A 25,566-nucleotide genomic window follows, 5' to 3' on the forward strand; every position below is an offset into this window, starting at 1 on the left:
CTGCTGAACGTGCCGCCGCCACCGCCTCCCGCGCCCTGCTGCCTCAGAGCGGGGTGCCCCTCAGATCGTTTCTCTGGGCGCGATGAGAGTGGCCTTGACGTCGAACAGGGTGAGCTCCGGGTCGCCACCGACTACACGAGACGACTGGGGTGCTGCCGGGCCGTCAGGGGACGCACGCAGGGCGTCCAGGGCAGTGCGGGTCCCGTCACAACGTCTGGATGCGCCACCGCCCCTCCTGCCCACTGAGCAGCTCGGTGCGTATCAGTCCCTCGGGCAGAGGTCCGACGACGAGCGCACGGTACGCCGCAACAAGATCCGCCCCGGAGCGCGTAAGGCACCCCTGATGAAGCGGCCTGGGCGTTCAGTCCAGTGCGTCAAGGGCGGCGAGGATGTCGGCCGGTTCGGCGCGGGTGGTGTAGTCGGTGTCGACGAAGGCCCAGCGGATGGTGCCGTTGCGGTCGATGACGTAGGTGGCGGGCAGCGGCAGGGTGCGGGGGTGGCCGTCGTTGACGCGCTGCAGGTCGAAGCCGAGCTTGTCGTAGACGGCGGCGAGGTCGTCGGGGAGGTCGAAGGCGAGCCCGTACTGCTTGGCGGTGTCGGAGCCGATGTCGCTGAGGACGTCGAAGGCGAGGGCGTGCTTCTCCGTCAGCGTGAGGGATTCGTCGGGGATTTGCGGGGAGACGGCCACCAGGCGGGCGCCGCGGGCGGTGATGGCCTCGTGGTGCCGCTGGAGTGAGCGCAGGGCGATGTTGCAGTACGGGCACCAGGCGCCGCGGTAGAAGGTCAGGACGACCGGGCCGTCGGTGAGCAGATCGTCGAGGCTCACGATCTGTCCGGTCGCGGTGGGGAGGGTGAAGCGCGGGGCCTGGGCGCCGGCGGTCAGGGCCCGGTCCGCCCGACCGGAGTCGGCCAGTGCCTGGCCGGCCCGGCGCATGATCTCCCGGATCTCGGCCGGGATCTGCTGCTGACGGGCTGCGTAGAAGGTGCGCAGTTCGGCGTTCAGGCTGGTCATGGTGCTCGTTCCTCCTGGTCGGCGACTGAAGCGGGACCGATCAATCTTGAAATGACCGTTCCAAGATAAGGGTTTGCGTGGGCCCGCGCCAGCCAGGCGAGTCCAGCCACGCGACAGGCCTGTTGACACCTTTGCGGCGTGCACAACCGGGAGTATCTTGGAATCCTCATTTCAGGATGGTGGGTGGACCATGCCGGACATCAAGCACTTCGATCCGGACGCGACCCTGGACACCGTGGTGCGGCTGTTCTGGCGGCAGGGCGTCGCCTCGACCGGGATCCAGGACGTGGTGACCGCGACCGGGCTCAACCGCTCCAGCCTGTACGCGACGTACGGCGGCAAGCAGGACCTGTACCGCGCTGCGCTGCGCCGCTATCTGGAGCAGCGTTCCCAGCCGGTGTTCCGCCGCCTGGCCGAGGACGAGCGGGGTCTGCCGGCCGTCTCCGAGTTCTTCGACGGCCTGATCGAGGCGCGCTGCTCGGGCGAGTACGCCCGATGGGGCTGCATGGTCTCCAACGCGCACGCCGGGGCCGAGAACAGTGATCCGGAGGTGCGCGGCCTCCTGGACCAGCACCACCGGGAGCTGCGCGAGGCGATGTACGCGGCACTGGTGACCGCCGGGCGCCAGGGGCAGCTCGCCCCCGGGGCCGATCCCGACGCTTCGGCGGACCTGCTGGCGTTGCTCGCCTACGGGGTCAACTTGCGCTCGCGTGCCGGTGCCGACGCGGCGTCGTTGCGAAAGACGGTGGCCGCCGCCCTGGACGCGATCGGTGTCAGGGCGGCGGCGTAGGCATCGGAACCCGCCCGGTACCGCCGCTCGACCTCTCGGTCACCGGCCGCCACCTGCGCGAGCGTCCCACCTGGACGCTCGGCGACTACCACCGCGAGCCCCTGACCACCCTGGCCCTGGAGGACGGCGTGCTTGGCCGCTGCGGCAACTGCACACAGGCGGGTACTCGCAGCTTGAGGGGGCACGACGTCCGGCATCCGCGTATGGACGCCAGGAGGAGAAGAGCATGCCCGCCGACCAGCACCCGGTCCTCGTCTTCGACGTCAACGAGACGCTCAGTGACCTCACACCACTGCGCGGTCGCTTCGAGGACGTCGGTGCCCCCGCGCATCTGCTGCCGACCTGGTTCGCCGGGGTACTGCGGGACGGATTCGCCCTGACGGCCGCCGGTGCGTACGCGGACTTCACGTCCGTCGCACAGGAGGGCGTACGGACGCTGCTGGCTGGTCTGGAGGGGTGGACGGGAGACGGAGAGGCCGCGGCCCGCCACATTCTGGACGGCTTCGCCCAGCTGAGTGTGCACCCCGATGTACCGGACAGTGTACGGAAGTTGAGCGATGCGGGGTACCGGCTGACGGCGCTGACCAACGGCAGCGTCGCCCTGGCCGAGCGACTGCTGGACACGGCAGGAGTGCTGGACCGCTTCGAGGCCCTGTCGGACGTGGGCGGACCGCGTTGCTGGAAACCGGCACCGGCCGCCTACCACTACGCCGTCGAACGAGCCGGCGTCCGGCCTGGGCAGGCGCTGTTGGTCGCCGTGCATCCCTGGGACATCGACGGGGCGCGCAGAGCCGGGCTGGGCGGCGCGTGGCTCCGACGCGGAGCCTCCGTGTACCCGCGCACGATGACCCCGCCCAGTGTCAGCGCGCAGGATCTGAAGGAGCTTGCGGAGGTGCTGGTCGGCGACCAGTGACAGCGGCAGGACCCCCGGCCCCGGGCCCCGATGTGCATCGGAGCCACGCCGGTTACGCCTGCTGCTGCATCCTCCGAGCGATCCGGCCGTGGTCCCGAAGCGCCTCCGACAGGCCCGGCAGCACCGGTTCGCCCCGGTCGACGAGGATCCGGCCCCCGACCACCGTCGTCCAGGCGCGGGCCGGACCGCAGCGCAGCCAGGCCTCGACGGGGTCGCTCAACGCGCCCGCGAGGGCGACCTCGTGGAGGTCCCAGACGACCAGATCGGCGCAGGCACCCGGGCGCAGATGGCCCAACTCGTCGGCGCGGCCCAGGCATTGGGCCGATCCGCGGGTGGCGATGTCGAGGGCGTCGCGTGCGGTCATCGCGCCGGGTCCGCCGCGGTAGCGGCCCAGCAGCAGGGCACCCCGCGTCTCCATCCAGAGGGAGGCGTGGTCGGTGGAGGCGGAGCCGTCGCAGCCGATTCCGACGGGCAGGCCGAGTTCGCGCATCTCCTTGACGCGCGCGGTGCCGCCGCCGATGAGCATGTTGGAGCTGGGGCAGTGCGCGACGCCGACACCCGCTGCCGCGAGCCGGCCGAGTTCGTCGTCGTTGGGGTAGATGCAGTGGGCGACCCAGGTGCGGTCGCTCATCCAGCCGCAGTCCTCGAAGTGCTCCACGGGCCGGCAGCCGTAGGTCTCGAGGCAGTAGGTGTCCTCGTCGTGGTCCTCGGCGAGGTGGGTGTGCAGGCGTACGTCGTGGCGTTCGGCGAGTTCCGCGGTCGCCGTCATGACCTCCTTGGTCACCGAGAACGGCGAGCAGGGCGCGAGCGCGACCCGGATCAGTGCGCCCGGCGTCGGGTCGTGGTGGGCCTTGATCAGCCGCTCGCTGTCGGCGAGCACCTCGTCGACGGTCTGGGTGACGCTCCTGGGCGGCAGTCCGCCGTCCTCGACGGAGCGGGTCATGGAGCCGCGGGTCGCGTGGAAGCGGAAGCCGATGTCGCGGGCGGCGCGGATCTCGGCGTCGACGAGGTGCGGGCGGGGGTGGACGTACAGGTGGTCGGAGGAGGTGGTGCAGCCGCCCATCAGCAGTTCGGCCATGCCCACGTACGCCGACACATAGGCGGCCTCCTCGTCGAGGGCCGACCACAGCGGGTACAGGGTGGTCAGCCACTCGAAGAGGGTGCCGCTCACGGCGGGGGCGTAGGCGCGGGTGAGGTTCTGGTAGATGTGGTGGTGCGTGTTGATCAGGCCGGGGGTGACCAGCCGTCCGGCCGCGGAGACGGTCGTACCGGCCTCGGGCTCGGTCCCGGCCGTGCCCACGGCGGTGACCCGACCATTGCTGACGGCCACCCAGCCGCCGGGGATCTCGCCCTCCCCGTCGAGGACCAGCAGACCGGCGTCCTTGACCAGCAGATCCACGGCCGACGTCATGCGGCCCATCGTAGACAGGTACGGCCGGAAAGACCTGGCGAGTCGTCCGACGACCCACGTACGGTGTGATCATCCGCAGTGTCCCTTGGTAACTGTCCCTTCGCAAAGGCGGTCCTACATGGCCCTGTTCGACCTCCCCCTCGACGAGCTCCGCGACTACCGCAGCGAGTCCGTCGAGCCCGAGGACTTCGACGCGTTCTGGTCCAAGACCCTGCAGGAGGCCCGAGAGCACAATCTGGACGCCCGTTTCGAACCGGTCGACACGGGCCTGACGACGGTCGACGTGTACGACGTGACGTTCGCCGGCTTCGGCGGGCACCCGGTGAAGGGCTGGCTGACGCTGCCCGCCGCGGCCGAGGAGCCGATACCCCTGGTCGTGGAGTTCGTCGGCTACGGCGGCGGGCGCGGTCTGCCGCACGAGCATCTGCTGTGGGCGTCCACGGGCCGGGCGCACTTCGTGATGGACACGCGCGGGCAGGGCAGCGGCTGGGGCGGGGGCGGCGGCACCGCGGACCCGGTGGGCGGCGCGCCCGCCTACCCCGGTTTCATGACCCGCGGCATCGACGCGCCCGAGAACTACTACTACCGGCGGGTGTTCACGGACGCGGTGCGTGCCGTCGAGGCGGCCCGCTCGCACCCCCTGGCCGACGCCTCCCGCACGGTCGCCCTCGGCGGCAGCCAGGGCGGCGGCATCACCATCGCGGTGGGCGGTCTGGTCCCGGACCTGGCGGCGATCGCCCCGGACGTGCCGTTCCTGTGCGACTACCCGCGCGCGGCGACGATGACCGACCGGCACCCGTACCGTGAGATCGGCCTTTTCCTGAAGACCCACCGCGGCCGCACCGCGGACGCCCTGCGCACCCTGTCCTACTTCGACGGCGTCCACTTCGCCTCCCGCGGCGGCGCCCCCGCCCTGTTCTCGACGGCCCTGGAGGACCAGACCTGCCCTCCGTCCACCGTCTTCGCCGCCTTCAACGCCTGGGCGCACGACGACAAGGCGATCGAGGTGTACGACTTCAACGACCACGAGGGCGGCGGGCCTTTCCAGGAGGCGGCGAAGCTGAAGTGGCTGCGGTCGTACGTGTGAGGAGCGAGCGGCATGGACACGCGTGAGGCCGCCGAACGCTTCGTGCGCGTCTGGGAGCGCGCGTGGGCCGCGCACGACGTGGACGCGCTGCTTGAGCTGTATGCCGAGGAGTGCGTCCACCGCTCGATGCCGTTCCGCGAGCCGCACCGGGGGCGGGACGAGCTGGCCGGGTATCTGCGGTGGTCGTTCGCCCGGGAACGGGTGAGGGACGTGCGGTTCTCGCCACCGGTCGTCGGCCAGGACGGAACGGCGGTGGCCGAGTTCCGTGTCCTGGCCGAGGAGGACGGCGTCGCCTCGACTCTCGCAGGCTGTGTGTTCGTGCGCTTCGACGGGGCGGGGCGGGCCGTCGAGACGCGGGACTACTGGCATACGGCCGACGGACACCAGGAGCCCGCCGGGAAGCTGTTCCTGCTCTGACCTTCCCTCCAGTCCGACCAGTCGGTACGTTCAGGTTGCCCGGGCCGCAGCGTCGCGGCCCGGGTTTCCGGCGGACGACGGAGGACCCCATGACGGAGCGCGAACCAGAGGTGCACGGTCACTGCGACGAGCGGTTCGCCGCGGTGCGGACGGCGCTTGAGGAGAACTTCCGGGAGCGGGATGAACTCGGCGCCGCGGTCGCCGTCACCGTCGGCGGCACGACCGTCGTGGACCTGTGGGGCGGCTGGGCCGATGCGGCGCGCACCCGGCCCTGGGAGCGCGACACGCTGGTCAATGTGTGGTCGACGACCAAGGGACCGGTCGCGCTGTGCGCGCACGTCCTCGCCGACCGGCGGCTGCTGGACTTCGACGCCCCGGTGGCCGCGTACTGGCCGGAGTTCGCCGCGGCCGGCAAGGACAAGGTCCTCGTACGGCATCTGCTGTCGCACCGGGCGGGACTGTCCGGGCTGCGTGAGCCGCACTCGCTGGAGGAGTTCTACGACTGGGAGTTGACCACGCAGCGGCTCGCGGCGACGGAGCCCTGGTGGGAGCCGGGGACGCGGTCCGGGTATCACGCGTTCACCTACGGCTTCCTGATCGGTGAGGTCGTGCGGCGCGTCTCGGGGCTGCTGCCAGGGGCCTTTCTGGAGCGGGAGGTGACCGGGCCACTGGGGATCGACTTCACCGTCGGGCTGCCGGAGAAGGAGGCCGGGCGGGCGGCCGAGCTGGTGCATCCGCCTGCCGCGTCCAGCAGCGAACAGGCGGCGATCTTCAGCCAGTTGGGGCCGGAGGCGCTCGCCGCGCTGGCCAATCCGCTGGTGGGCGCGGGCGAGGCGAACACGCCCGAGTGGCGGGCCGCAGAGATCCCGGCGGCGAACGGGCACGGGACGGCGCGGGCGGTCGCCGCGCTGTACGGGATCTTCGCGGGCCGGGGCTCGTACGACGGCCACCGGATCCTGTCACCCGAGGCGGTCGAGCGCGTGCGTGAGGGGCAGGGCAGCTGCTTGGACCTGGTGCTCGGCGCCGGGCTCGGGCATGAGACGGAGATCGGTCTCGGCCTGTGGCTGAGCGGCACGAGCGGCTCGTACGGGCCGAACCCGCGGGCTTTCGGACATGACGGCTTCGGCGGTTCCTGCGGGCTCGCCGACCCCGAGGCGGGGGTGTCGGTGGGGTATGTGATGAACCGGATGGGGCCTCAGATCGCGGACGACCCGCGGAAGATGGCTCTGGTCGAGGCCGTGTACCGGGCGCTGTGAACGGCACACGGCGCGGACCGGTTTCGGCCGAACCACCGGGTCGGTCTTCCCTGGTGGTTTAGACCAATGCTAGATCTGGTGGCGCAATGAGCCCGCACGGCTACGTTCCGTCACCAACAGGAGGCGCGGCATGGCCCGCACCACCCCGCACGACCCTCCCCTCGACGAAGGCGATCGCCGAGGGGGTCCGCTGTACTGGCGCGTCGCGACAAAGCTGCTCGGCGAACTGCGCGACGGCACCGTCCCGCCCGGTGAACGGCTGCCGGGCGAACGGCAGCTGGCCGGACACTTCGGTGTCAGCAGGGAGACCGTCCGGCAGGCGCTCGAGGTGCTGCGCCGGGACGGTCTGGTCGCCACCGACCGGCGGGGCAGTCACGCCGTGCTGCCCGGCCTGCCGGTGGAGACGGCGTCCTCGCTGACCTTCCCGGTCGGCGCCCGGGTCGCGGACCCGTGCGCCGTCGACCGGGCCACGGTCACCTGGGAGACGCCACCGCCCGAGCACGCCGAGGCGCTGGGGCTCGCCCCGCGCTCGCAGACGCTCGTGCACCGCTACGAGTCGGCCGGCGCCGACGGCCGCGGCCGCCGCACGGCGGTGACCTCGTTCTCCGCGGTGGCGCTCACCGAGGTCGAGGAGCTGGCCCGCTACCGCGACCGCGCCGACGGCGCCGCCTCCGCCCAGCTGCGCCGCGCCTACGACTGGATGCGCAGGGCGGGCCTGACCCTGCACCACCGGGACTCCATCACCCCGCTCGCGGACGCGCCCTCGGTGCGGGTCAGACGGCGCGTGCACGACCAGTACGCACGGCCGCTGGAGATCACCGACCTGGTGGTGGACGCCCAACCGGACGCCCTGGTCTACGAGTTCACACTGCCCGCCGCGGGCTGAGCGCGCCCCGGGCGCCGGAAGTACAGCCGTACGACGGGGCCTTGGTCGTCGGCGATCAGGTCGTACGTCCGCTGCTCGGGCATGCCCAGGCGGCGGGCGTACGCGGCGGCGGTGCGGCCGCGGGCGAAGGGGATGCCTGTTGCCGCGGCGGGCAAGCGGCGGGGCGTGTTCGTCACACTCGACGCGGACCCTCCGGTGCGGCTCCTGCCGCGGGTGCTCACCACCGCCAGGAAGCCGGTCACGGTCCTTCTCCTTCCTCCCCTTCCGGCGCGATGCGCAGGCCGGGCACCCGGTCCCAGCCGGTCACCCGCATCACCCGCTGGACGTGCGGGGCGACTCCGGACAGTTCGAGGGTGCCGTCCGCCGCGTACAGGGCGAGCGCCGTGAACACCAGCAGGCGCAGCGCGCCGACGTCGATGAAACGCAGCTCGTGCAGGTCGAGATGGATGCGTGCGCCGTCCGCGGCGCGGGCCCGGGCGCGGGCCGTCTCGGAGTGCAGGGCCCGGGCGACGGCCGTGACATTGGTGTCGTCGACCTCTCCGGCGAGGGCGAGACCGGGGGGTGCGAAGGTGCGGGTGATGGCGAGGAGGTCGTCGCGCCACACGTCGTCGGCGCCGACCCGGCCGTGGTGCAGGCCGGCGAGCGGGGCGAGTTCCGTCTCGTCGAAGATGCGGCGGTCGTACTGGCAGATGCCGAGGACCGGCAGGGAGGAGAAGACGGGGTCGAGCAGCAGCTCGCTGTCGTGCAGTGTCCTGAGTTCCTTGCCGGCCTGGGCGCGCAGGATCTCCGTGCACACCCGCAGGCCGAGGAAGCCGTCGCCGACGGCGCTGCGGGTCTCGCGGCGGATCACCTCGTCCAGGTCCCACAGTCCCTCGGGGCCGGCAAGGTGCGGGTCGACGCGCAGCCGGCCGGCCGCGAGCTCCTCGTCGACCCGGCAGCCGTGCGCCTCCAGGAAGGACAGGGCCACGCCGGCCGGGATGTCGGCGGGCGGCAGCAGGAGGCCGCGCTGTCCGCTGGCCAGGCCGTCCAGCAGGAACGCGACGAGGACGGTCTCACGCTCCTCGTCCGTGTCGTAGCCGAGGAGCAGGTGGTCTCCCTGGCGCATCTGCCCCACGGTTTTCAGGGTGGGTGTGAGGGCCATCCCCGTACCTCCCTCGGTGGACGGACCGCTTCCACGCTACGCCGGAAGCAGCCCTGCCGTGAGGGGTTATCGTGTCCGCCATCGGTTCCGGGTGAGGGGGGACGATGGCGGCCTCTGTGCAGGGCGGCAGGATCGGCAACCTTCCCGCCGAGGCGAACGCGTTCGTCGGCCGCCGGCTCGAACTCGCTGAAATCTCGGGGCTGTTGGGGACCGAGCGGCTGGTGACGCTGACGGGGCCCGGGGGTGTGGGCAAGTCCCGTCTTGCGTTGCGGGCCGCGCATGCCGCGAAGGCCGGGTTCCCGGGCGGGACCTGGCTGGTGGAGCTCTCGGAGCTCAGGGATCCGGATCTGCTGGCGAACACCGTGGCGCAGGCGACCCGGCTGACCGAGCAGACGCTGCGGCCACTGCTGCAGGCGGTCTGCGAACACCTCGCGGGGGCGCCCGTACTGCTCGTACTCGACACCTGTGAGCATGTCCTGGACGAGTGCGCACGGGTCGCACAGGAATTGCTCGCGAGCATTGCGGAATTGCGCATTCTGGCCACGAGCCGGCAGCCGCTCGGCGTGCCCGGCGAGCATCTGCTGACGGTGGCGCCGCTGCCGCTCGGGGAACGCGACGACGCGGTGGCGCTGTTCACGGCCCGGGCGGCGGCCGCGGTGCCCTCGTTCGCGCTCACCGACGCCAACCGGCCGCATGTGGCCGCGGTCTGCGCCCGGCTCGACGGGATCCCGCTGGCGCTGGAGCTGGCCGCCGTACGGCTGCGCGGCTTCCCCCTGCACCGGCTCCTGGAGGGCCTGGACTCCCGCTTCGACCTGCTGGTCTCGCCCGCCCGGCCGCGTCTTGCCCGGCACCAGACGCTGCGCACCGCGATCGGCTGGAGCCATGAGCTGTGCACGCCGCTGGAGCGGCTGCTGTGGGCGCGGCTTTCGGTGTTCGCGGGCGGCTGGGACGTGGAGGCGGCCGAATTCGTGTGCCACGGCGGCCCCCTGGATGCGGAGGAGATCCTCGCCCTGCTCGCCTCGCTCACCGAGAAGTCCATCGTCACCCGGGACGGTGAGGGCGCGGCGGTGCGCTACCGGATGCTGGACACGGTCCGCTCGTTCGGCGCCGAGTGGCTGACGGGGCTGGGTGAGGCGGAGGCGGTGCGCCGCCGCCACCGGGACTACTTCCGCTGGATCGCCCGCCAGGGCGAGGCGGAGTGGCTCGGACCCGGCCAGCGGATGTGGGCCGAGCGGCTGACCGCGGAACACGCCAACCTGCGGCTGGCGATCGAGGAGTGCCTGACCGCGCGCGAGCCCGAGACGGCGCTCGAACTCACCGGCACCCTCTGGTTCTTCTGGTTCGCCTGCGGCTTCGCCGAGGAGGGCCGCACCTATCTGGAGCGGGCGCTGCGTCACACCCCCGAGGGCGGTGGGCCCGAGCACACCCTGGCGGTGTGGGCGCACCGGCTGGTCACCGTCGTCCCGGACGACCTGGAGGCGGCCGAGTCGGTGAGCGCCGCCTATGTATGGCTGGCCGAGGAGCGCCGACTGCCGGTGCCCGCCCTGCCGTTGACCGGGGCCAGCCTGGCCGTGCGGGGTGAGTCGGCGCGGTCGGCAGTGCTGTACGGGAGTGTCCGGCAGGCTCCTGCGGCAGACGGCGGCGCCGAGTTCTTCCAGCTGCTGACGCTGGCCGTGCAGGCGTATCTGCTGGCGAGCCAGGCCGCGTTCGAGCGGTGCGCGGCGGTCGCGGAGCGGCTGCGCGCCGAGTGCGCCAAGCGCGGGGAGCTGTGGATGCGGGCCTGGGGCGACTTCTTCGTGTCGCTCGCGGGGATCGGTCTCGGCCATCCGGACGAGGCGGTGCTCTCGGCACGCGAGGCGCTGACCGCCAAGTGGCGGGTGCACGACCGGATCGGGGCGGCCGCGGTCGCCGACCTGCTGGTGGTCGCACAGGCCTCGCGCGGCGAGGAGGAGCTCGCCGCCCGTCTCCTTGGCATCAGTCGGCGGCTGTGGCAAGCGGCGGGTCTGCCGCAGCTCGGCAGACCCGACCTGACGGTCTTCCACCGTGAGTTCGAGCGTCGGCTGCGCGCCTCGCTGGGGGACGTCCGGTTCGACGAAGCGGTGCGCGAGGGGCGGGAGTTGGGGCCGGACGCAGCGATCGCACTGGCGCTGGGCGACATGGCAGACCCGAACGGCCTGTGACCGCCGTCCCCCGCCTTGGGTCAGGAACGGACGGCGACGACCATCCGCACGCGCGGGCTGCCGTCGCCGCGCCGCCCGAACTCCGGCAGCTCCTGGAGGCCCACGCGGAACCCGGCCCACTCCAGCTCCCGCCGCACGTCTCCGAGCCGAAAGGCCCTGTAGTACATGACGAACGGCGGCCGCCACAGGGCATTGCGCACCCGCATGACCGCATCGAACCCCAGCAGCATCCAGAACGCCGGTGAGGTGGGCCTCGGCGGGGCCAGGATGGGGAAGGCGAAGCTGCCGCCGGGCCGCAGCACGGAGTGGACCTGGGCGAACAGGCCCGGCAGTTCGTCGGGCAGGAAGTGCCCGAACGCGCCGAAACTCACCACCAGGTCGAAGGCGCCCGGAGCGAAGGGGAGCGCGCGGGCGTCCCCCCGCACCCAGGACACCGCCGGCCCGGCCGACCGTTCACCCCGCCGGGCCACGGCGAGCATGCCTGCGCTGAAGTCGACCCCCGTGACGCTCCGCCGGCACACCCGCGCCAGCACATCGACTCCTGCCCCGGTGCCGCAGCACAGATCGAGCCCCGCGTCGAAGGGCCCCGTCCGCGCCAGCGCCGAGGCGACGGCTTCGAGCACCGCGTCGGGGGTCCGGAAGGGAGTGCGGTCGAACTTCGGGGCGAGCAGGTCGTAGCCGTGCTCGACGGACGACAGCGCCTGGACGGCGAGCTCGCGCAGACTGGGACCTTCGGGGCTGAACATCAGCGTCAGCTTAGGGGAACGGGCGCTGGACACGCCCCCCGCGGCTGATTACTCTCATCAGCACCTACTCAACTAGTTCACTATGAGGTGATCCGATGCGTGCGTTCCGCAAGGCGGTCGAGGCCGGCAACATGGACGCCGTCGAGGCCCTGCTGGCGGAGGACGTCGTCTTCACCAGCCCGGTGGTGTTCAAGCCCTACCCGGGAAAGGCGATCACCGCGGCGATCCTGCGCGCGGTCTCGCAGGTCTTCGAGGACTTCCGCTACGAGCGCGAGCTCGCCGGGGCCGACGGCCGTGACCACGCGCTGGTGTTCGCGGCACGGGTGGGCGACCGTGAGCTGAGCGGCTGCGACTTCATCCACCTCGACGAGGACGGCCTGATCGACGAACTGACCGTCATGGTGCGCCCGCTGTCCGCTGCGCAGGCCCTGGCTGCGGCCATGGGCGCACAGTTCGACCGGATCGAGAAGGAGGCGCAGGCGCGGGCCTGACGGCTCAGCTGGTCCTGAAGAGCAGCTTGGGGTGGTTGGGTTCCTTCCTGAAGGCCTTGAGCACCAGGTACAGGACCTTCTCGATCAGCCAGAAGAGGAAGAGCCACACGCTGATCACGACGGCCGGCACGGCCAGGAACACCGCGGCCGGTACGGCGACGAGGAGCCATCCCGCGGCTCTCTTCAAGACCGCAGGCGAGCGGACCGCCTGCCACATCCCGCCTTCTTTCACGACCTTCCACATACCACCCGCACGGACTCCGGCCCACATCACCCAGCGACGGAGCAGCGCCACGTCGAGTTCCCTCATGGAGATGCGGAAGATCCTGTCGGCTTCGGCACGCTGCACCGACTGGTCCCCGCACAGGGAGTCGTGCAGGATGGCCGAGCGGGTGTACACCCCGTAGCGCGGAAACAGCCAGACGAAGGCACGCGGCACCGACGCGAAGTCCGTTTTGAGCAGGGCTGGTACCGCAATGGGACCGGTGGTGCCCCCGTGATCGAGATGCTCCGGGTTCTTGTAGCAGAACCCCTGCTGGAGCTCCCACAGCCTTCCGGCCACCGTCGCCTTGACGACCACATCACCGGTGAAGGGATCCGTGCGATCCATACTGCCCGCCTTCCTCGGATCGACTCCCACACCGGAGATATAGCCGCAAATCCACCGCGGCAAGCACCACGGGCCACCCGGAACCACGGACGCCCGAGGTGGCCCGGTTCCGGCCGTCCGCCGAGGTCAGGCGACGGTCGGCGGAGGCGCACCTCTCGACGGCGGGTACGCGGCCCACGGCGGGGGCGATCACAAACGCGCTCGACGCGTAGTCAGGGAAGGCCGACGGTCAGCGTGTCGGCGGGCAGCGAAGGCGCCGGCCAGTGGGATTCGGAGCGCCAGTTCCGCCGGCCCGCGGCGGCGGAGGGGCCCGTTCGCTCTTCGATCATCGCCGTCGTCCTGCCATCTCCACTGCGACAGGTCGGGGACGATCACCAGGTCCAGGAGCAGGTCGAAGGTGTCGAAGCCGATGGCTGCGCGACGCATCGGCTGCTGGAAGTCGACATACCAGTGCGTCAGTCGGGCCGTCGGACGGGTCGTAGAAGGGGTGCATCACGTCGAACCGCGGTCCCGCGGCGCCTCGTGGCCCCGGCCGACGATACGAGCTGCGGCTCCCGTCCCCGCGGCCTGCGCAGCAGCACCAGCGCGCAGGCCAGGCCGGCCGCCGCGAGCGCGGCACAGGCCGTGAACGCAGACCGGTAGCCCTCGGTCAGGGCCGCGAGCCGTTCGGGGGCGCCCCCGTGGGAGAGGGCCACGGAGGTGACGACGGCGACCCCGAAGGCGCCGCCGATCTGGAAGGCCGCGGTGTTGATGCCGGAGGCCACCCCGGACTCCCGCTCCCCCACGCCGGTCAGCGCGGCGATGGAACCGGCCACCGCGCAGGCGCCCAGGCCCGGTCCGAAGAGCAGCAGGCCGGGGAGGAGGTCACGGACGAAGGCGCCGTCCACCGGGACTCCGGCCAGCAGCAGGCTGCCCGCGCCGACCAGGGCGAGTCCGCCGACCGCGACCGGTCGGGCACCGATGCGGGTGACCAGGGCCTGCCCGGCGTAGGAGCCGAGGACGGCGCCGGCCGGCATCACCACGTTGGCGAGGCCGAACTGCAGCGGCGAGTAGCCGAGCACGCCCTGCCCGTACTGGGACAGCGTGTACGACATCCCGAAGGCGGTGGCGCCGAGCAGGAAGACGACCAGGTTGCCACCGCTCACCGTCCGCGCACGCAGCAGGCGTAGGGGGACGAGGGGCGCCGTGGACCGGGCCTCGACACGGATGAAGAGCGCGGTGAGCAGCACGGCCGCGGCCAGCAGTCCCGTCGTGCGCGCCGACAGCCATCCGGCGCGGGGCGCCTCGACGACGGCGTACACACAGGCCACGAGCGCGGCGGTGACGGTGAGTGCGCCGGCCGGGTCGTAGGCACGCGAGCGTGTCCCGGTGCGGCTCTCGCGCAGGAGCAGAGGGCTCAGGGTCAGTAGCAGCAGTGCGACGGGGACGTTGAGGAAGAAGACCCATTGCCAGCCGAGTACGTCGGTGAGGGGTCCGCCGATCAGCAGGGCGGCGGTGGCGCCGAAGCCGCCGCTGCCGGACCAGATGGCGAGCGCCTTGTTGCGGTCGTGGCCCTCCTCGAAGGTGTCCACCAGCAGGGAGAGCGCGCTGGGCGCCATGACGGCGGCCGACACGCCCTGCACGGCGCGTGCCGCGATCAGCACTCCGGCGTTCCAGGCACATCCGCACAGCAGCGAGGACAGCCCGAACAGGAACGTTCCGGTCATGAAGACGCGGCGGCGGCCCAGCAGATCGGCGGTGCGGCCGCCGAGGAGCAGCAGCCCGCCGAAGGTGAGCAGATAGGCGCTCATCACCCACTGGGCACCGTCCGCGGACAGGCCGAGCCCGCGGGTGATCGACGGGAGGGCGAGCAGCACGATCTGCGCGTCGAGGATCACCATGAACCCGGCGACGCAGAGCAGGGCGAGCGCGGACCAGCGGCGGGTGTTGCCGGCGTTCACGGTCAGCCTCCCAGCCGGAGGCCGGCCAGCCAGACATCGGGCGTGCCGGTGGTCGGGCGTGCCCGCCGCAGCGAGGCGAGGAGCCGGCGAAACCTGCTGGGGCGGGGGGCGTGAGCGGTCATCGGGGGCCTCCGGTGTCGTGGGGTTGTTTCACCCCACCGACGAACGGCCCCTACGCGGATCGACACTCCGCGAGCCGCTTCTCCAGAAACCTCCGCTCGGCGTCGTTCTCCACCAGTTCCAGTGCCCGTTCGTACGCCTCGGCGGCTTCCGTCGTACGTCCGCTGCGGCGCAGCAGGTCGGCGCGGGTGGCGGGCAGCAGGTGGTAGCCGGCCAGGTCTCCTTCGTGTTCCAGTTCGGCGACCAGGGCGAGTCCCGCGTCAGGGCCCTCGGACATGCCGACGGCCACGGCCCGGTTGAGGCGGACCACGGCGGAGGGCACGAAGCGGGCCAACTCGCCGTACAGCCCGGCGATATCGGCCCAGTCGGTGTCCTCGGCCGTGGCGGCGGTGGTGTGGCAGGCGGCGATGGCGGCCTGGATCTGGTACGGGCCCGGGCTGCCGCGGCGCAGTGCCGTCTCCAGCAGGGTGGCGCCCTCGTCGATCTCGGCGCGGTCCCAGGCGGTGCGGTCCTGGTCCTCCAGGGTCACCAGCTCGCCGGCCGCGTCCACGCGCGTGTGCCTGCGCGCGTCGTGCAGCAGCAGAAGGGCGAGCAGGCCGAGCGTCTCGGGCTCGTCGGGCATCAGGCGGGCCAGCACGCGCGCGAGGCGGATCGCCTCCGCGCACAGGTCCGTACGCACGAGATCGCCGCCGGTGGTGGCCGCGTACCCCTCGTTGAACAGGAGGTAGAGCACTCCGAGCACACCGGTGGTGCGTTCGGGCAGGAGGTGGGCGGGCGGCACCCGGTAGGGGATGCCCGCGTTGCGGATCTTCTTCTTGGCGCGCACCAGGCGCTGCGCCATGGTCGCCTCGGGGACCAGGAAGGCGCGGGCGATCTCCGCAGTGGTCAGTCCGGCGAGGGTGCGCAGGGTCAGGGCGACCCGCGCCTCGATGGCCAGTGCGGGATGGCAGCAGGTGAAGATGAGTCGCAGCCGGTCGTCCTGGACACCGCTGTCCTCGCCGTCGCAGTCCGGGTCGTACGGTCCCTCGTCGCGCGCCAGCACTGCCACCTCCCGCAGTTTCGCCGCCCCCACCGCCTCCCGGCGCAGCACGTCGAGGGCGCGGTTGCGGGCGGTCGTGGTCAGCCAGGCGCCGGGGCGGCGCGGCACTCCGTCGCGCCGCCACCGGTCCAGGGCCTGGGCGAAGGCGTCCTGGGCGCATTCCTCGGCGAGGTCCCAGTCGCCGGTCACCCGGATGAGGGTGGCGACGACCTGGCCCCACTCCTCGCGGAAGGCGGCGACGACGGCCTCCTCGACATCGGGCACGTTCACTCCCGTACCGGCCTCACCTCGACGGTGCCGCCGCCGAGTGCGGCGGAGTGCCGCGCGGCGAGGGCGATGGCCTCGTCCAGGTCGTCGGCCTCCACGAGGTCCACGCCCGCGATGTACTCCTCGGTGCGGGCGAACGGCCCGTCGCCGAGGAGGACTTCGTCGCCCGCGACGCACACGGTGGTGGCATCGGAGGGCGGCCGCAGGCGGGCGGTGACCCGTGTGGGGGCGGGCTCCTCCTCGTCCGCGGGGGCGCAGACGAACAGCACGTACTTCACGGCCTGTCCTTCGCCGGGTGGGCGTCCGGGGCGGGCGAGAGGTGCTCGTGGGTGATCAGCCAGCGCAGACCTGCGTTGCGGTAGCCGGTGGTCACACGCAGCACGTCGTCCAGGGGGGTGCCGTCCGTGCGGGTGGCCCGCGTGCGCACGAGGGCGTGGGCGAACGCGATGCTCTCGTCCGTGTGGATGCGCAGCTCCAGGACCTCGCGGGTGACGGGCCCGGTGACGGCGGCGAACTCGTTCTCCACCGCCTTGCGGAAGGCGTCGAGGCCCTGCCGCTGCCCGCCGTCGGCGAGGTGGAAGATCTCGGCGTCGGGCGCGTAGCAGGCCAGCATCCGCTCCGCGTCGCGCTCGCGGGCCGCCTCGGTCAGCTCGGCGTCGAGCCGGCGGATCGACGTCTCCTCGTCCTCCTCGTCCCACATCGGCCAGAACGGACGCACCTCCATGGCCCCGATGGTGGCCACCGGGTGCTTGGCGGCGGCCGCCACGGCCTCCTCCAGGCTGTCGCACTCCAGGACGTCGAATCCGGCGACGTACTCCTTGGTCTCCGCGAACGGGCCGTCGGTGCGCAGCACCTCGCCCCCGCGCACCCGCACGGTGACCGCCTCGGAGGGCAGGGCCAGCCGGTGGCCGTGCAGCCGGACGCCGCGGTCGCCGAGCTCTTCCACCCAGGGTTCGACGGGTGCCATGCCCGAGGCGTCCGCGGTGTCGTCGCCGCAGACGAGCAGCATGTACTTCATGGGTCCTCCCGGTCGTCATGAGCTTCCTACACCCCACCGACGAACGGGGTCCGCCGCAATCGACACCCCGGACGAGCCTTCCCCTGGACGGGCTCACTCGGGGCCGTCGACCTCCCGCACGAGTTCGATGGCCCGGCCCAGGGTGCCGAGCCGGTCGTCCAGGGCCTGCCCGGCCGGATACAGACGAACGGTGTCCACTCCCGCGTCCCGCCACACCCGCAGCCGTGCGCGGACCATGGACTCGGTGCCGATCAGCGTCGTACCGAGCACCATCTCGTCGGTCACCAGGCCGGCCGCACCGTCCCGGTCGCCCGCCTGCCACCGCTCGCGCACCTCGGCCGCCACTTCCGCCCAGCCCTGGCGGCTGTAGGCGTGGTTGTAGAAGTTGGTCGACGCCGAGCCCATGCCGCCGAGGCTGAAGGCCAGTTCCTTCTTGCGGCCCGCCACCATCGCGCCGAGTGCCTCCTCGTAGGGGGCGAAGGCGACCTCGGCGCCCTGACAGACGTCCAGGTCGCTGCGGCTGCGGCCGCCGAGGGCCAGGCCCTCGTCGAGGTGGGCGAAGTACGCCCCCGCAGCGCCCTCGGGCACGAAGCTGGTGCCGAGCCAGCCGTCGGCGATCTCGCCGGTCAGCCGCAGCATGGCCGGTGACAGGGCCGCGAGGTAGAGGGGGATGTCGTGTTCGGCCCGCGTCGACAGCCGCATGGGAACGGCGTCGCCGCCGGGCAGCGGGATGGTGAACTCCCTTCCAGAATAGGAGAGTTTGCCGCCGTCGAGCACCTGTCGCACGATCTCCACGGTCTCCCGGACCCGGGACAGCGGCCGGGCGAACGGGACGCCGTGCAGCCCTTCCATCACCTGCGGCCCGGATGCCCCAAGGCCCAGCAGGAACCGTCCGCCGGAGAGGTTGGACAGGGTGATCGCGGTCTGCGCGACGGCGACCGGCGTGCGGGTGCCCACCTGTAGGACGCCGGATCCCAGCAGCATCCGGTCGGTGCGAGCCGCGTAGTAGCCGAGAGCGGAGGGCGCGTCGGAGCCCCATGCCTCGGCCACCCAGCAGAGGTCGAGGCCGAGCTTCTCGGCCTCGACGACGAAGTCGGCCTGCTGTGACCAGTCTTCACCGCCGGAGGCCTCGATCGTGGTCGCGGTACGCATCAGCGGGCCTCCGCCAGCTTCTTGATGTGCTCGAGGGTGACGGTCATGTTGTGCTCGAACTCCCGCATCCGCACGAACACGATCTTCTGCTCCTTCTCCGGCATCCGGTCGATCGCCACGGACAGACCGGAGCGACCGGGTCCCAGCTGCATCCACTGCGAGAGCTCGGTGCCGCCGCCTCCCTCGTGCAGCCGGAAGCGCCAGATCGCGGAGGGCTCGGCGGGGTCCTGCACCGCCCAGGCGAAGACGTGCTGCGGCTCGTACTCGATGACGTACGAGGTGGTGGCCCATTCGCCGAACGCGGGGTGCTTGCTGCGGCCGAGGAAGCGGGCGCCGACCGCCGGCCCGGTGGCGCCGTCGAGCCATTCGACCGACTGGAGTTCGTCGCTCAGGCTCGGCATCAGCCCGATGTCGGTGACCAGCGCCCACACCCGCTCCGGCGGGGCGCCGATCCAGGTCCGGACCTCGACGGTGGGTTTGTCCGTGTAGTGCGCTCCAGTCCACTTCACACCGGCCAGCCTCCTCGTCGTTAAGGGGTCTGACCTTCAGAGTTGCTTTATAGGACTGGTGATGTCAAGAGGCCTCGGGCGTTCCGCTGGTGCTGTCGGGGCCGTCAGGCCGCGCCGAACCGGCGCCGGATGTCCGGCCGTTGCCGCAGCCGTTCGGGATAGCCGGGGCCGATCCGCATGGAGGTGTCCTCGGCCAGCAAAGGCTCCCGGCACTCGGCGCAGACCACCTCGGCCTCGGTGTCATGGCCGCATGCGTCGTGATGGAAGACGACCGGGGCGCCCGCCTCCTCCGCCAGCCAGCGGTCGCCCCACCGGGACATCGCAGCCAGTACGCCGAAGAAGTCCCGTCCCTTTTCGGTCAACACGTAGTCGTGGCGCACGGGTTCTTCCTGGTAGGGCTGCTTGTCGAGCAGACCTTCGTCCACGAGGAGGCGCAGCCGGTCGGCCAGGGTGTTGCGGGCGATGCCCAGTTCCTTCTGGAACTCGTCGAAACGGCGGATCCCGTAGAAGGCCTCGCGCAGCACGAGGGGCGTCCACGCGTCACCCACCAGGTCCATGGTTCTGGCTATCGAGCACGGCCAGTTCGAGAACGACGTCCGCTTCATGCGCTCACGATAGCCAGTCTCACGATGAGACCCACCCCTGCGGCCAACAGCTTCACCCCTTTCCTTAAGTATTGACGGTTGCCGCGGACACTGTCATGGTCTGGACCAGCTGCAAGGCTGACGCGATCCGTCCAACCAGGAGCCGCCATGGGCAAGTTGACCTCTCTCACGAAGGCCGTCGTCGGTGCGCTCGGCGCGCTGACACTCGTCGTGGCGATCCCGGCGAGTGCCCACGCGAACGTCCTGCAGCTGCTGCCGCAGCACGCCGACGGCCTGGAGCAGTCCTTCTCCCCGGCCTACGACTACGACCGCGACGGCTGCTACGCCACCGCCGCCATCGGCGCCGACGGCACCATCAACCCCGGTCTGAAGCTGGGCGGCGACGTCAACGGCCACTGCCACGACATGGCCCAGCTGGCCAACGCCAACACCTACTCGCGCGAGAAGTGCGACAACGGCTGGTGCGCCGTGATGTACGCAAGCTACTTCGAGAAGGACCAGGCCACCCTGGGACCTGCCGCCATCGGGCACCGGCACGACTGGGAGCACGTGGTCGTGTGGATCAGCGACAACGAGGTCCGGTACGTGTCGGTGTCGCAGCACAGCGGCTATCAGGTGGCGGCCCGCTCGTCGGTGCGCTTCGACGGCACCCACCCGAAGATCGTCTACCACAAGGACGGCGTCTCGACGCATTGCTTCCGCTTCGCCAACACCCACGACGAGCCGCCGGAGAACGCCACCGGCGGCTGGTTCTACCCCCGTCTGGTCGGCTGGAACGGCTATCCCGACGGCTTCCGCGACAAGCTCCTGAGCGCGGACTTCGGAGCCGCCACCATCAAGATCAAGGACGGTGACTTCTCCTACGCCCTGGCCCATTCCATGCCCGCCGGAATCCCGTTCGACCCCAACGCCTGACGGGAACATCGGGCACACGGGAAGAGTCCGGGGTCACGGACCCGGCCTCCCACACCTGCCGTTGCGCCGACGCTGCCTGCACCGCCGGCTCGCCCGCGGCCACCGCCGAGCGTGCGGTGTTCCCACGGACCAGCAGGAGCGTGACCAGCGCGCCCAGCAGGGAGGCACAGCCGCAGAGCACCACGCCGACCGCAGCGCCGGCAGCAGCGGGATCGGCTGCAGGATCACGAACGGCATGCCTGCCCTGAGCGCGCTCAGATGCATCTCGGCGCCGTATGAGGGGCGGATGGAACTCACTCGATGTCGAGGATCGCCTTCCCCCGCAGACTGCGGCTGCCGAGCGCCTCCACGGCATCCGCGATCTTGTCCCAGGGGCCGCGCCAGCCGACCGGCACACGCAGCCTTCCGGCGGCCACCAGGGTCAGCAGCCTCCCCAACTGGTCCTGGCGGTCGGTGAGTCCGCCGCCGTTGTAGACCGACACGATCGCCTTCGGCGCAGGGCTGCCCAGCGTCGACCCGACGGGCAGCACGGCCTCCCTCCCCGACGCCCAGCCGATGCTCTGCACGCTGCCACCCGACGCCAACAGGCCGTAGGCGGCCGCGAGTTGGTCGCCGCCCACGGTGTCGATGACCACGTCGAGCGGCCCGGTCAGCTCACCGACCCCGCCCACCACCTCGTCCGCCCCCAGTTCGGCGACCCACCGCCGCCCGTCCTCGGACCCGGCCACCGCGACGACCTGCGCCCCGCCCAGCCGCGCGAGCTGTACCGCGAATCCGCCCACCCCGCCGGAGGCCCCGGTCACCAGCACCCGGCGGCCCAGCAGCGCCCCCGCCTGGTCGAGCGCCCGCAGCGCGGTACCCGCGGCGACCGGCAGCGCGGCGGCCTCGCCGAGGTCGACGCCGTCCGGAACGACGGCGACATCGGCCACGTCCATGGCCCGCAGCGCCCCGAATCCACCGCCCTCCGCGAAGCCCACGACCCGGCTGCCCGGCGCGGGCCCGGTGCCGTCCGCCGCGGCGGCCACGACGACGCCGGCCGCATCGAAGCCGATCACCTCGCCCGGCGCCGCCTGCTGCGCGAACCACAGCTCGGCCGCGTTCAACGAGGTGTGCCGGACCTCGACGAGCACCTGGCCCGGCGCGGGCCGTGGATCAGGAGCCTCCCCCAGGCGCAGCCCTCCGGGTGCCCCGGGGTCCACGATCAGTGCGCGCATGACTTGCCCTTCTCGTCGTCGGACACTCGTCCCACGCCAACTGTGACCGATCCGCAGTTCTTCCCGCCTGCACCGGGCGGCGGCCGACCACATCTCGTCGAGTGGGGACGGATGCGCGGAACAAGCCAGGCCGTCAACGCGTTGACAGGTGCAGAGGAGCGGTTTGACGCCGTACCCCTTGTGGTACTGTCCTGACAGCACCTGTGTACGCCCCCCGTTGAGGGCGCCGGTGTCAGTTCCTCTTCAGTTCGCCGCATCGCCCGCCGTTCCCGGTCGGCGCACCGGCTTTCCAGCACCGCCTCGCAGCCGGCACGGCCGTGCCGTACCCGAGGTGTGTTCCTGCCGCCGAAGGCGCTTGGTCCGCCTGCGTTCCGCGGCCTCCCACCCCTTCCTTCCGCATGTCTCATGCCATCCGTCCTCGAAAGGACCGATTCCCATGACCACCACTCTCGAACACCCCCCTGTCAAGCAGGAGCCCACGACCCAGCAAACCACCGGTGTCCTCGACATCGACGCGGGCGGCAAGGGGCACCTGCGCGCCGCGAGCCTGCTGGCCTCGTCCTCCGACGTCTCGGTCTCCCCCGCGCTGATCCGCCGTCACGGCCTGCGCAAGGGCGACCTCGTCGAAGGCGTACGCGACGGCCGGCGGGCCCTCACCGAGGTCGTACGGGTCGACGGGCGCACGCCCGACGAACTGCGCGGCCGCCGCCACTTCCGCGACCTCACCCCGCTGCATCCGCGCGACCGGCTGCGCCTGGAACACCCGGCGGCCGGCCTGACCGGGCGCGTCGCCGACCTGATCGCACCCGTCGGCAAGGGCCAGCGCGGCCTGCTGGTCGCCCCGCCCAAGACCGGCAAGACCGTGCTGCTGCAGCAGATCGCGGCCGCCGTCGCCGGTAACCACCCCGAGTGCCGCCTGATGGTGGTGCTGCTCGACGAGCGCCCCGAGGAAGTCACCGACATGCGGCGCTCCGTGCGCGGCGAGGTGTACGCCTCGACCTTCGACCGGCCGGCCAAGCAGCACATTGCCCTGGCCGAACTCGTCATCGAGCGGGCCAAGCGGCTCGTCGAGGCCGGCGAGGACGTCGTCATCCTGCTGGACTCACTGACCCGGCTGTGCCGGGCGCACAACAACGCGGCCGCCGCCGGTGGCCGCACGCTGAGCGGCGGCGTCGACGCGACCGCGCTGCTCGGCCCCAAGCGGTTCTTCGGCGCCGCCCGGCTGGCCGAGGAGGGCGGCTCGCTCACGATCCTCGCCACCGCGCTGGTCGAGACCGGCTCCCGTGCCGACGACTACTTCTTCGAGGAGCTCAAGAGCACCGGCAACATGGAGCTCCGCCTCAGCCGTGACCTCGCCGCCCGCCGCGTCTTCCCGGCCGTCGACATCAACCCGTCCGGTACCCGCCGCGAGGAACTCCTGCTGTCCGCGGCCGAGTTGACCGCCGTACGCGGCCTGCGCCGCGTCCTGCAGTCCCGCGACGGCCAGGCCGGCCTGGAAACCCTCCTGGAGCGCATGCGGGACACCCCCGACAACGCCACGTTCCTGCGCCGCATCCAGCCGACGCTGCCGACCGACTGACCGGGCCCCAGGAGACGATCCTGGGAGCTGTCCGGCGGATCCCGCAGTGACCGGCCTCGTCGACGAACTCCGCGCCGGCAGCACCGACTTCGCCCGGCTGTGGGAACGGCACGACGTGCACACCGCGCCGACGCTCACCAAGGCCTTCCGCCACCCCGCCGTCGGCGAGATCACCGTCGACTGCGACGCGCTCGCCCTCACCGACCGCGACCAGCACCTCGTGCTCTACAGTGCACCGCCCGGTTCGCCCGGCGCCGACGCCCTGGCCCTGCTCAACGCCCTTGGCGCCGAGGCGAATGACCATCGGCGCTAGCGTCGCGTCCACCGGCCGCCACGGCGTCAACGCATGGCTCGTACGCGGTAGTTGAGGTCCTTTATCGGATTGCCGCCGACCAGGCCGGTCGGGTAGGAAGCCTGCGTGCCCAGAGGCAGCAAGGTCGGGCTCAGGGCCCGGCACGAGGACGACATCCCGATACTCCGGGCCGAACTCTACGACGACGTGGTCAACTCCTCGCGCTCCGCGAGCGGGCCGTGGCGTCCGATCGCGCCCGGCTCCAAGGACCCGCGGCTGGCCGTGGACGACTTGAAGGAGGGGAGCGTCAAGTTCTCCGTGGTGGCGTTGGAGGGCGACACCCTGCTCGGCACCGCGACGCTGTGGGGCATCGACAACCACAACCGGTCCGCGCACATCGGGCTGGGCCTGCGGCCGTCCTGCCGTGGCAAGGGTTACGGCACCGACGTGGTCGCGGTGCTGTGCCACTACGGTTTCGTCGTGCTCGGCCTGCAGCGGCTGCAGATCGAGACGCTGTCGGACAACGCGGCGATGCTGCGCTCCGCCGAGCGCAACGGCTTCGTCCGCGAGGGCGTCCTGCGCTCCTCGGCCTGGGTGATGGGCGAGTTCCTGGACGAGGTGCTGCTCGGGCTCCTCGCCAAGGACTGGAAGCCCGACGCCACGAGCTAGACCGTGGGGGCGAGGACGCAGAACTCGTGGCCCTCCGGGTCGGTCAGGCAGGTCCACGGGACGTCGCCCTGGCCGATGTCGAGGCCGGTGGCGCCGAGGGCCCGAAGCCGGGCCACCTCCGCCGCCTTGTCGTCACCGGGGTGGGGCAGCAGGTCGAGATGGACACGGTCCGGCACGGTTTTCACATCGGGCGTGCGGAGGAACTCGAGATACGGGCCGACCCCCGCGGCGGAGCGCAACGACGCATGATCGTCGCTCACCTCGTGCAGGGTCCAGTCCAGCGCCTCGTCCCAGAACCGGGCCATGGCCCGCGGATCCGCGCAGTCGACCACCACCGCGGCGATCGGCCGGGTGTCGCGGTAGATCTCCCGGGGCTCCAGCACGCAGAACTCGTTGCCCTCCGGATCGGCGAGGACCGTCCACGGCACCTTGCCCTGGCCCACGTCGGCGCGCGTCGCACCGAGAGCCTCAAGGCGCGCGATCAGCTCCGCCTGATGGGCCGCGGAGGTGGTGGCGAGGTCGAGGTGAACACGGTTCTTCGTCGTCTTGCGTTCCGGGACGGGAACGACGTCGATGCCGACAGCGGTCGGGTGCGGCCAGACGAGGCCGCCGCCCGGTCCGACGTAAGTGGTCGCGCCGGGACTGTAGGCATGCCAGCCGAGCGCCTCCGCCCAGAACCGGCCGACCGCCCGAGCGTCGACAGCCTTGATGTTCACCTGAACAGGTCGCAGTGCCATGCCGATGATCCTAGGCAGCAGCTCCGACACCGGACGAACTGTTCACTCGCCGGAAAAAGGTGGCCGGCGATGTCGAGAACCCGTGCCCGGCTCCGTCCCCGGGGTGAACGCGACCACAATGGGGCGCACCGAACCGAGGAGAACCACAATGGCCAAGTACCTGCTGCTCAAGCACTACCGCGGCGCCCCGGCCGCGGTCAACGACGTGCCGATGGAGCAGTGGACCCCGGAAGAGATCTCGGCCCATGTGCAGTACATGCGCGACTTCGCGGCCCGGCTGGAGGCGACCGGCGAGTTCGTCGACAGCCAGGCGCTCGCCCCCGAGGGGACCTTCGTCCGATACGACGGCGAGGGGCGCCCCCCGGTCACCGACGGCCCGTTCGCCGAGACCAAGGACCTCATCGCCGGCTGGATGATCATCGACGTCGACAGCCACGAGCGCGCCGTCGAGCTGGCCGGGGAGCTGTCGGCCGCCCCGGGTGCGGGCGGCAAGCCGATCCACGAGTGGCTGGAGCTGCGCCCGTTCCTGGGCGCCCAGTCCACCACCACGGAATGCACCTTCAAGTGACT

The 25,566-nt window shown here is 71.7% G+C and carries 28 protein-coding genes and 1 pseudogene; 13 read left to right on the forward strand and 16 right to left on the reverse strand.

Annotated features, from left to right (window positions below; genetic code table 11):
* Window positions 1-361 precede the first annotated feature (361 nt).
* Window positions 362-1,012, reverse strand: a complete 651-nt coding sequence (locus ABD355_RS03360; protein WP_344398500.1) for a peroxiredoxin-like family protein — start codon at window positions 1,010-1,012, stop codon at window positions 362-364.
* Window positions 1,013-1,202: 190 nt separating this feature from the next.
* Between ABD355_RS03360 and ABD355_RS03365 the strand changes: the two genes are divergently transcribed.
* Together ABD355_RS03365 and ABD355_RS03370 are read left to right on the forward strand one after the other, a co-directional pair.
* Entirely contained in the window at window positions 1,203-1,802 is a 600-nt protein-coding gene (locus ABD355_RS03365; RefSeq protein ID WP_344398501.1) for a TetR/AcrR family transcriptional regulator, read from the forward strand.
* Window positions 1,803-2,028: 226 nt separating this feature from the next.
* On the forward strand, window positions 2,029-2,715 hold the full coding sequence (locus ABD355_RS03370) for a haloacid dehalogenase type II (RefSeq protein ID WP_344398502.1): 687 nt from the start codon (window positions 2,029-2,031) through the stop codon (window positions 2,713-2,715).
* A gap of 52 nt (window positions 2,716-2,767) precedes the next feature.
* On the opposite strand, the gene ABD355_RS03375 is transcribed toward ABD355_RS03370, so the two are convergent.
* Window positions 2,768-4,126, reverse strand: coding sequence for an 8-oxoguanine deaminase (locus ABD355_RS03375; RefSeq protein ID WP_344398503.1), 1,359 nt, complete (start codon window positions 4,124-4,126; stop codon window positions 2,768-2,770).
* Window positions 4,127-4,244: 118 nt separating this feature from the next.
* Between ABD355_RS03375 and ABD355_RS03380 the strand changes: the two genes are divergently transcribed.
* The 4 genes from ABD355_RS03380 (at window position 4,245) to ABD355_RS03395 (ending at window position 7,772) form a co-directional block, all read left to right on the forward strand.
* Entirely contained in the window at window positions 4,245-5,213 is a 969-nt protein-coding gene (locus ABD355_RS03380) for an acetylxylan esterase (protein WP_344398504.1), read from the forward strand.
* 12 nt (window positions 5,214-5,225) lie between these two features.
* Window positions 5,226-5,630: a nuclear transport factor 2 family protein gene (locus tag ABD355_RS03385; protein ID WP_344398505.1), complete on the forward strand. Its 405-nt coding sequence runs from the start codon at window positions 5,226-5,228 to the stop codon at window positions 5,628-5,630.
* Window positions 5,631-5,719: 89 nt separating this feature from the next.
* On the forward strand, window positions 5,720-6,886 hold the full coding sequence (locus tag ABD355_RS03390; protein ID WP_344398506.1) for a serine hydrolase domain-containing protein: 1,167 nt from the start codon (window positions 5,720-5,722) through the stop codon (window positions 6,884-6,886).
* 130 nt (window positions 6,887-7,016) lie between these two features.
* Entirely contained in the window at window positions 7,017-7,772 is a 756-nt protein-coding gene (locus ABD355_RS03395; protein WP_344398507.1) for a GntR family transcriptional regulator, read from the forward strand.
* On the opposite strand, the gene ABD355_RS03400 is transcribed toward ABD355_RS03395, so the two are convergent.
* Both ABD355_RS03400 and ABD355_RS03405 read right to left on the reverse strand, forming a co-directional pair.
* Window positions 7,742-8,014, reverse strand: a complete 273-nt coding sequence (locus tag ABD355_RS03400; protein ID WP_344398508.1) for a hypothetical protein — start codon at window positions 8,012-8,014, stop codon at window positions 7,742-7,744. The two genes, ABD355_RS03395 and ABD355_RS03400, sit on opposite strands and share 31 nt — an antisense overlap.
* Complete coding sequence (locus ABD355_RS03405) at window positions 8,011-8,913, reverse strand: MEDS domain-containing protein (protein WP_344398509.1); 903 nt, start codon at window positions 8,911-8,913, stop codon at window positions 8,011-8,013. The genes ABD355_RS03400 and ABD355_RS03405 overlap by 4 nt, the downstream gene beginning before the upstream one ends.
* Window positions 8,914-9,017: 104 nt before the next feature.
* On the opposite strand from ABD355_RS03405, the gene ABD355_RS03410 reads away from it, so the two are divergent.
* The gene (locus ABD355_RS03410) at window positions 9,018-11,093 is read left to right on the forward strand and encodes an ATP-binding protein (RefSeq protein WP_344398510.1); all 2,076 of its coding nucleotides are present in this window, start codon (window positions 9,018-9,020) and stop codon (window positions 11,091-11,093) included.
* A gap of 20 nt (window positions 11,094-11,113) precedes the next feature.
* Here ABD355_RS03410 and ABD355_RS03415 read toward each other — a convergent pair whose 3' ends face one another.
* Window positions 11,114-11,839 carry a class I SAM-dependent methyltransferase gene (locus ABD355_RS03415; RefSeq protein ID WP_344398511.1) on the reverse strand — a complete coding sequence of 242 codons (726 nt, stop codon included), beginning with the start codon at window positions 11,837-11,839 and terminating at the stop codon, window positions 11,114-11,116.
* Window positions 11,840-11,934: 95 nt separating this feature from the next.
* On the opposite strand from ABD355_RS03415, the gene ABD355_RS03420 reads away from it, so the two are divergent.
* Window positions 11,935-12,330, forward strand: a complete 396-nt coding sequence (locus tag ABD355_RS03420; RefSeq protein WP_344398512.1) for a nuclear transport factor 2 family protein — start codon at window positions 11,935-11,937, stop codon at window positions 12,328-12,330.
* A 4-nt stretch (window positions 12,331-12,334) separates the two neighbouring features.
* Here ABD355_RS03420 and ABD355_RS03425 read toward each other — a convergent pair whose 3' ends face one another.
* The 9 genes from ABD355_RS03425 to ABD355_RS03460 all read right to left on the reverse strand — a co-directional run bounded on the left by ABD355_RS03425 (window position 12,335) and on the right by ABD355_RS03460 (window position 19,590).
* Window positions 12,335-12,940, reverse strand: a complete 606-nt coding sequence (locus ABD355_RS03425) for a DUF1353 domain-containing protein (RefSeq protein ID WP_344398513.1) — start codon at window positions 12,938-12,940, stop codon at window positions 12,335-12,337.
* 189 nt (window positions 12,941-13,129) lie between these two features.
* Window positions 13,130-13,366 (reverse strand): hypothetical protein, encoded by a 237-nt coding sequence (locus tag ABD355_RS44875; RefSeq protein ID WP_486388669.1) that lies wholly within the window; start codon window positions 13,364-13,366, stop codon window positions 13,130-13,132.
* Between the two features lie 29 nt (window positions 13,367-13,395).
* Window positions 13,396-14,880, reverse strand: a complete 1,485-nt coding sequence (locus ABD355_RS03430; protein ID WP_344398514.1) for an MFS transporter — start codon at window positions 14,878-14,880, stop codon at window positions 13,396-13,398.
* 172 nt (window positions 14,881-15,052) lie between these two features.
* Window positions 15,053-16,309 (reverse strand): RNA polymerase sigma factor, encoded by a 1,257-nt coding sequence (locus tag ABD355_RS03435; RefSeq protein ID WP_344398515.1) that lies wholly within the window; start codon window positions 16,307-16,309, stop codon window positions 15,053-15,055.
* Window positions 16,306-16,584 (reverse strand): YciI family protein, encoded by a 279-nt coding sequence (locus ABD355_RS03440; protein ID WP_344398516.1) that lies wholly within the window; start codon window positions 16,582-16,584, stop codon window positions 16,306-16,308. The genes ABD355_RS03435 and ABD355_RS03440 overlap by 4 nt, the downstream gene beginning before the upstream one ends.
* Entirely contained in the window at window positions 16,581-17,324 is a 744-nt protein-coding gene (locus tag ABD355_RS03445) for an SgcJ/EcaC family oxidoreductase (protein ID WP_344398517.1), read from the reverse strand. Before ABD355_RS03445 ends, ABD355_RS03440 begins: the two co-directional genes overlap by 4 nt.
* Window positions 17,325-17,417: 93 nt before the next feature.
* Window positions 17,418-18,476 carry an LLM class flavin-dependent oxidoreductase gene (locus ABD355_RS03450; protein WP_344398518.1) on the reverse strand — a complete coding sequence of 353 codons (1,059 nt, stop codon included), beginning with the start codon at window positions 18,474-18,476 and terminating at the stop codon, window positions 17,418-17,420.
* The gene (locus tag ABD355_RS03455; protein ID WP_344398519.1) at window positions 18,476-18,985 is read right to left on the reverse strand and encodes an SRPBCC family protein; all 510 of its coding nucleotides are present in this window, start codon (window positions 18,983-18,985) and stop codon (window positions 18,476-18,478) included. The genes ABD355_RS03450 and ABD355_RS03455 overlap by 1 nt, the downstream gene beginning before the upstream one ends.
* A gap of 104 nt (window positions 18,986-19,089) precedes the next feature.
* On the reverse strand, window positions 19,090-19,590 hold the full coding sequence (locus ABD355_RS03460; protein ID WP_344398520.1) for a winged helix-turn-helix transcriptional regulator: 501 nt from the start codon (window positions 19,588-19,590) through the stop codon (window positions 19,090-19,092).
* A gap of 147 nt (window positions 19,591-19,737) precedes the next feature.
* Between ABD355_RS03460 and ABD355_RS03465 the strand changes: the two genes are divergently transcribed.
* Window positions 19,738-20,505, forward strand: a complete 768-nt coding sequence (locus tag ABD355_RS03465) for an NPP1 family protein (RefSeq protein ID WP_344398521.1) — start codon at window positions 19,738-19,740, stop codon at window positions 20,503-20,505.
* Between the two features lie 293 nt (window positions 20,506-20,798).
* Here ABD355_RS03465 and ABD355_RS03470 read toward each other — a convergent pair whose 3' ends face one another.
* Window positions 20,799-21,719 (reverse strand): zinc-binding dehydrogenase, encoded by a 921-nt coding sequence (locus tag ABD355_RS03470; protein WP_344398522.1) that lies wholly within the window; start codon window positions 21,717-21,719, stop codon window positions 20,799-20,801.
* Between the two features lie 436 nt (window positions 21,720-22,155).
* On the opposite strand from ABD355_RS03470, the gene rho reads away from it, so the two are divergent.
* From rho to ABD355_RS03485, 3 genes and pseudogenes are all read left to right on the forward strand, one after another.
* Window positions 22,156-23,298: a transcription termination factor Rho gene (rho, locus tag ABD355_RS03475; RefSeq protein ID WP_344398523.1), complete on the forward strand. Its 1,143-nt coding sequence runs from the start codon at window positions 22,156-22,158 to the stop codon at window positions 23,296-23,298.
* Window positions 23,299-23,329: 31 nt separating this feature from the next.
* Window positions 23,330-23,611, forward strand: a pseudogene (locus ABD355_RS03480) (MmyB family transcriptional regulator); the annotation flags it as partial.
* Between the two features lie 105 nt (window positions 23,612-23,716).
* The gene (locus tag ABD355_RS03485; protein ID WP_344398524.1) at window positions 23,717-24,259 is read left to right on the forward strand and encodes a GNAT family N-acetyltransferase; all 543 of its coding nucleotides are present in this window, start codon (window positions 23,717-23,719) and stop codon (window positions 24,257-24,259) included.
* On the opposite strand, the gene ABD355_RS03490 is transcribed toward ABD355_RS03485, so the two are convergent.
* Window positions 24,256-24,996 (reverse strand): VOC family protein, encoded by a 741-nt coding sequence (locus tag ABD355_RS03490; protein WP_344398525.1) that lies wholly within the window; start codon window positions 24,994-24,996, stop codon window positions 24,256-24,258. The two genes, ABD355_RS03485 and ABD355_RS03490, sit on opposite strands and share 4 nt — an antisense overlap.
* A 148-nt stretch (window positions 24,997-25,144) precedes the next feature.
* Here ABD355_RS03490 and ABD355_RS03495 point away from each other — a divergent pair, with 148 nt between their 5' ends.
* A complete protein-coding gene (locus tag ABD355_RS03495; RefSeq protein WP_344398526.1) occupies window positions 25,145-25,564 on the forward strand; it encodes a YciI family protein in 420 nt (139 codons plus the stop codon).
* The last annotated feature ends 2 nt before the right edge of the window (window positions 25,565-25,566 follow it).

Origin of the sequence: Streptomyces longisporus (genome assembly GCF_039532765.1) — a bacterium.
Lineage (GTDB): Bacteria > Actinomycetota > Actinomycetes > Streptomycetales > Streptomycetaceae > Streptomyces > Streptomyces longisporus.

Coding starts and splice junctions, on each gene's coding strand:
- ABD355_RS03375 (WP_344398503.1), bottom strand. CDS start 4,126: ATGACGTCGGCCGTGGATCTGCTGGTCAAGGACGCCGGTCTGCTGGTC.
- ABD355_RS03425 (WP_344398513.1), bottom strand. CDS start 12,940: ATGGATCGCACGGATCCCTTCACCGGTGATGTGGTCGTCAAGGCGACG.
- ABD355_RS03410 (WP_344398510.1), top strand. CDS start 9,018: ATGGCGGCCTCTGTGCAGGGCGGCAGGATCGGCAACCTTCCCGCCGAG.
- ABD355_RS03420 (WP_344398512.1), top strand. CDS start 11,935: ATGCGTGCGTTCCGCAAGGCGGTCGAGGCCGGCAACATGGACGCCGTC.
- ABD355_RS03405 (WP_344398509.1), bottom strand. CDS start 8,913: ATGGCCCTCACACCCACCCTGAAAACCGTGGGGCAGATGCGCCAGGGA.
- ABD355_RS03445 (WP_344398517.1), bottom strand. CDS start 17,324: ATGAAGTACATGCTGCTCGTCTGCGGCGACGACACCGCGGACGCCTCG.
- ABD355_RS03470 (WP_344398522.1), bottom strand. CDS start 21,719: ATGCGCGCACTGATCGTGGACCCCGGGGCACCCGGAGGGCTGCGCCTG.
- ABD355_RS03460 (WP_344398520.1), bottom strand. CDS start 19,590: ATGAAGCGGACGTCGTTCTCGAACTGGCCGTGCTCGATAGCCAGAACC.
- ABD355_RS03490 (WP_344398525.1), bottom strand. CDS start 24,996: ATGGCACTGCGACCTGTTCAGGTGAACATCAAGGCTGTCGACGCTCGG.
- ABD355_RS03450 (WP_344398518.1), bottom strand. CDS start 18,476: ATGCGTACCGCGACCACGATCGAGGCCTCCGGCGGTGAAGACTGGTCA.
- ABD355_RS03495 (WP_344398526.1), top strand. CDS start 25,145: ATGGCCAAGTACCTGCTGCTCAAGCACTACCGCGGCGCCCCGGCCGCG.
- ABD355_RS03360 (WP_344398500.1), bottom strand. CDS start 1,012: ATGACCAGCCTGAACGCCGAACTGCGCACCTTCTACGCAGCCCGTCAG.
- ABD355_RS03415 (WP_344398511.1), bottom strand. CDS start 11,839: ATGTTCAGCCCCGAAGGTCCCAGTCTGCGCGAGCTCGCCGTCCAGGCG.
- ABD355_RS03465 (WP_344398521.1), top strand. CDS start 19,738: ATGGGCAAGTTGACCTCTCTCACGAAGGCCGTCGTCGGTGCGCTCGGC.
- ABD355_RS03370 (WP_344398502.1), top strand. CDS start 2,029: ATGCCCGCCGACCAGCACCCGGTCCTCGTCTTCGACGTCAACGAGACG.
- ABD355_RS03395 (WP_344398507.1), top strand. CDS start 7,017: ATGGCCCGCACCACCCCGCACGACCCTCCCCTCGACGAAGGCGATCGC.
- ABD355_RS44875 (WP_486388669.1), bottom strand. CDS start 13,366: ATGCGTCGCGCAGCCATCGGCTTCGACACCTTCGACCTGCTCCTGGAC.
- ABD355_RS03390 (WP_344398506.1), top strand. CDS start 5,720: ATGACGGAGCGCGAACCAGAGGTGCACGGTCACTGCGACGAGCGGTTC.
- rho (WP_344398523.1), top strand. CDS start 22,156: ATGACCACCACTCTCGAACACCCCCCTGTCAAGCAGGAGCCCACGACC.
- ABD355_RS03380 (WP_344398504.1), top strand. CDS start 4,245: ATGGCCCTGTTCGACCTCCCCCTCGACGAGCTCCGCGACTACCGCAGC.
- ABD355_RS03385 (WP_344398505.1), top strand. CDS start 5,226: ATGGACACGCGTGAGGCCGCCGAACGCTTCGTGCGCGTCTGGGAGCGC.
- ABD355_RS03365 (WP_344398501.1), top strand. CDS start 1,203: ATGCCGGACATCAAGCACTTCGATCCGGACGCGACCCTGGACACCGTG.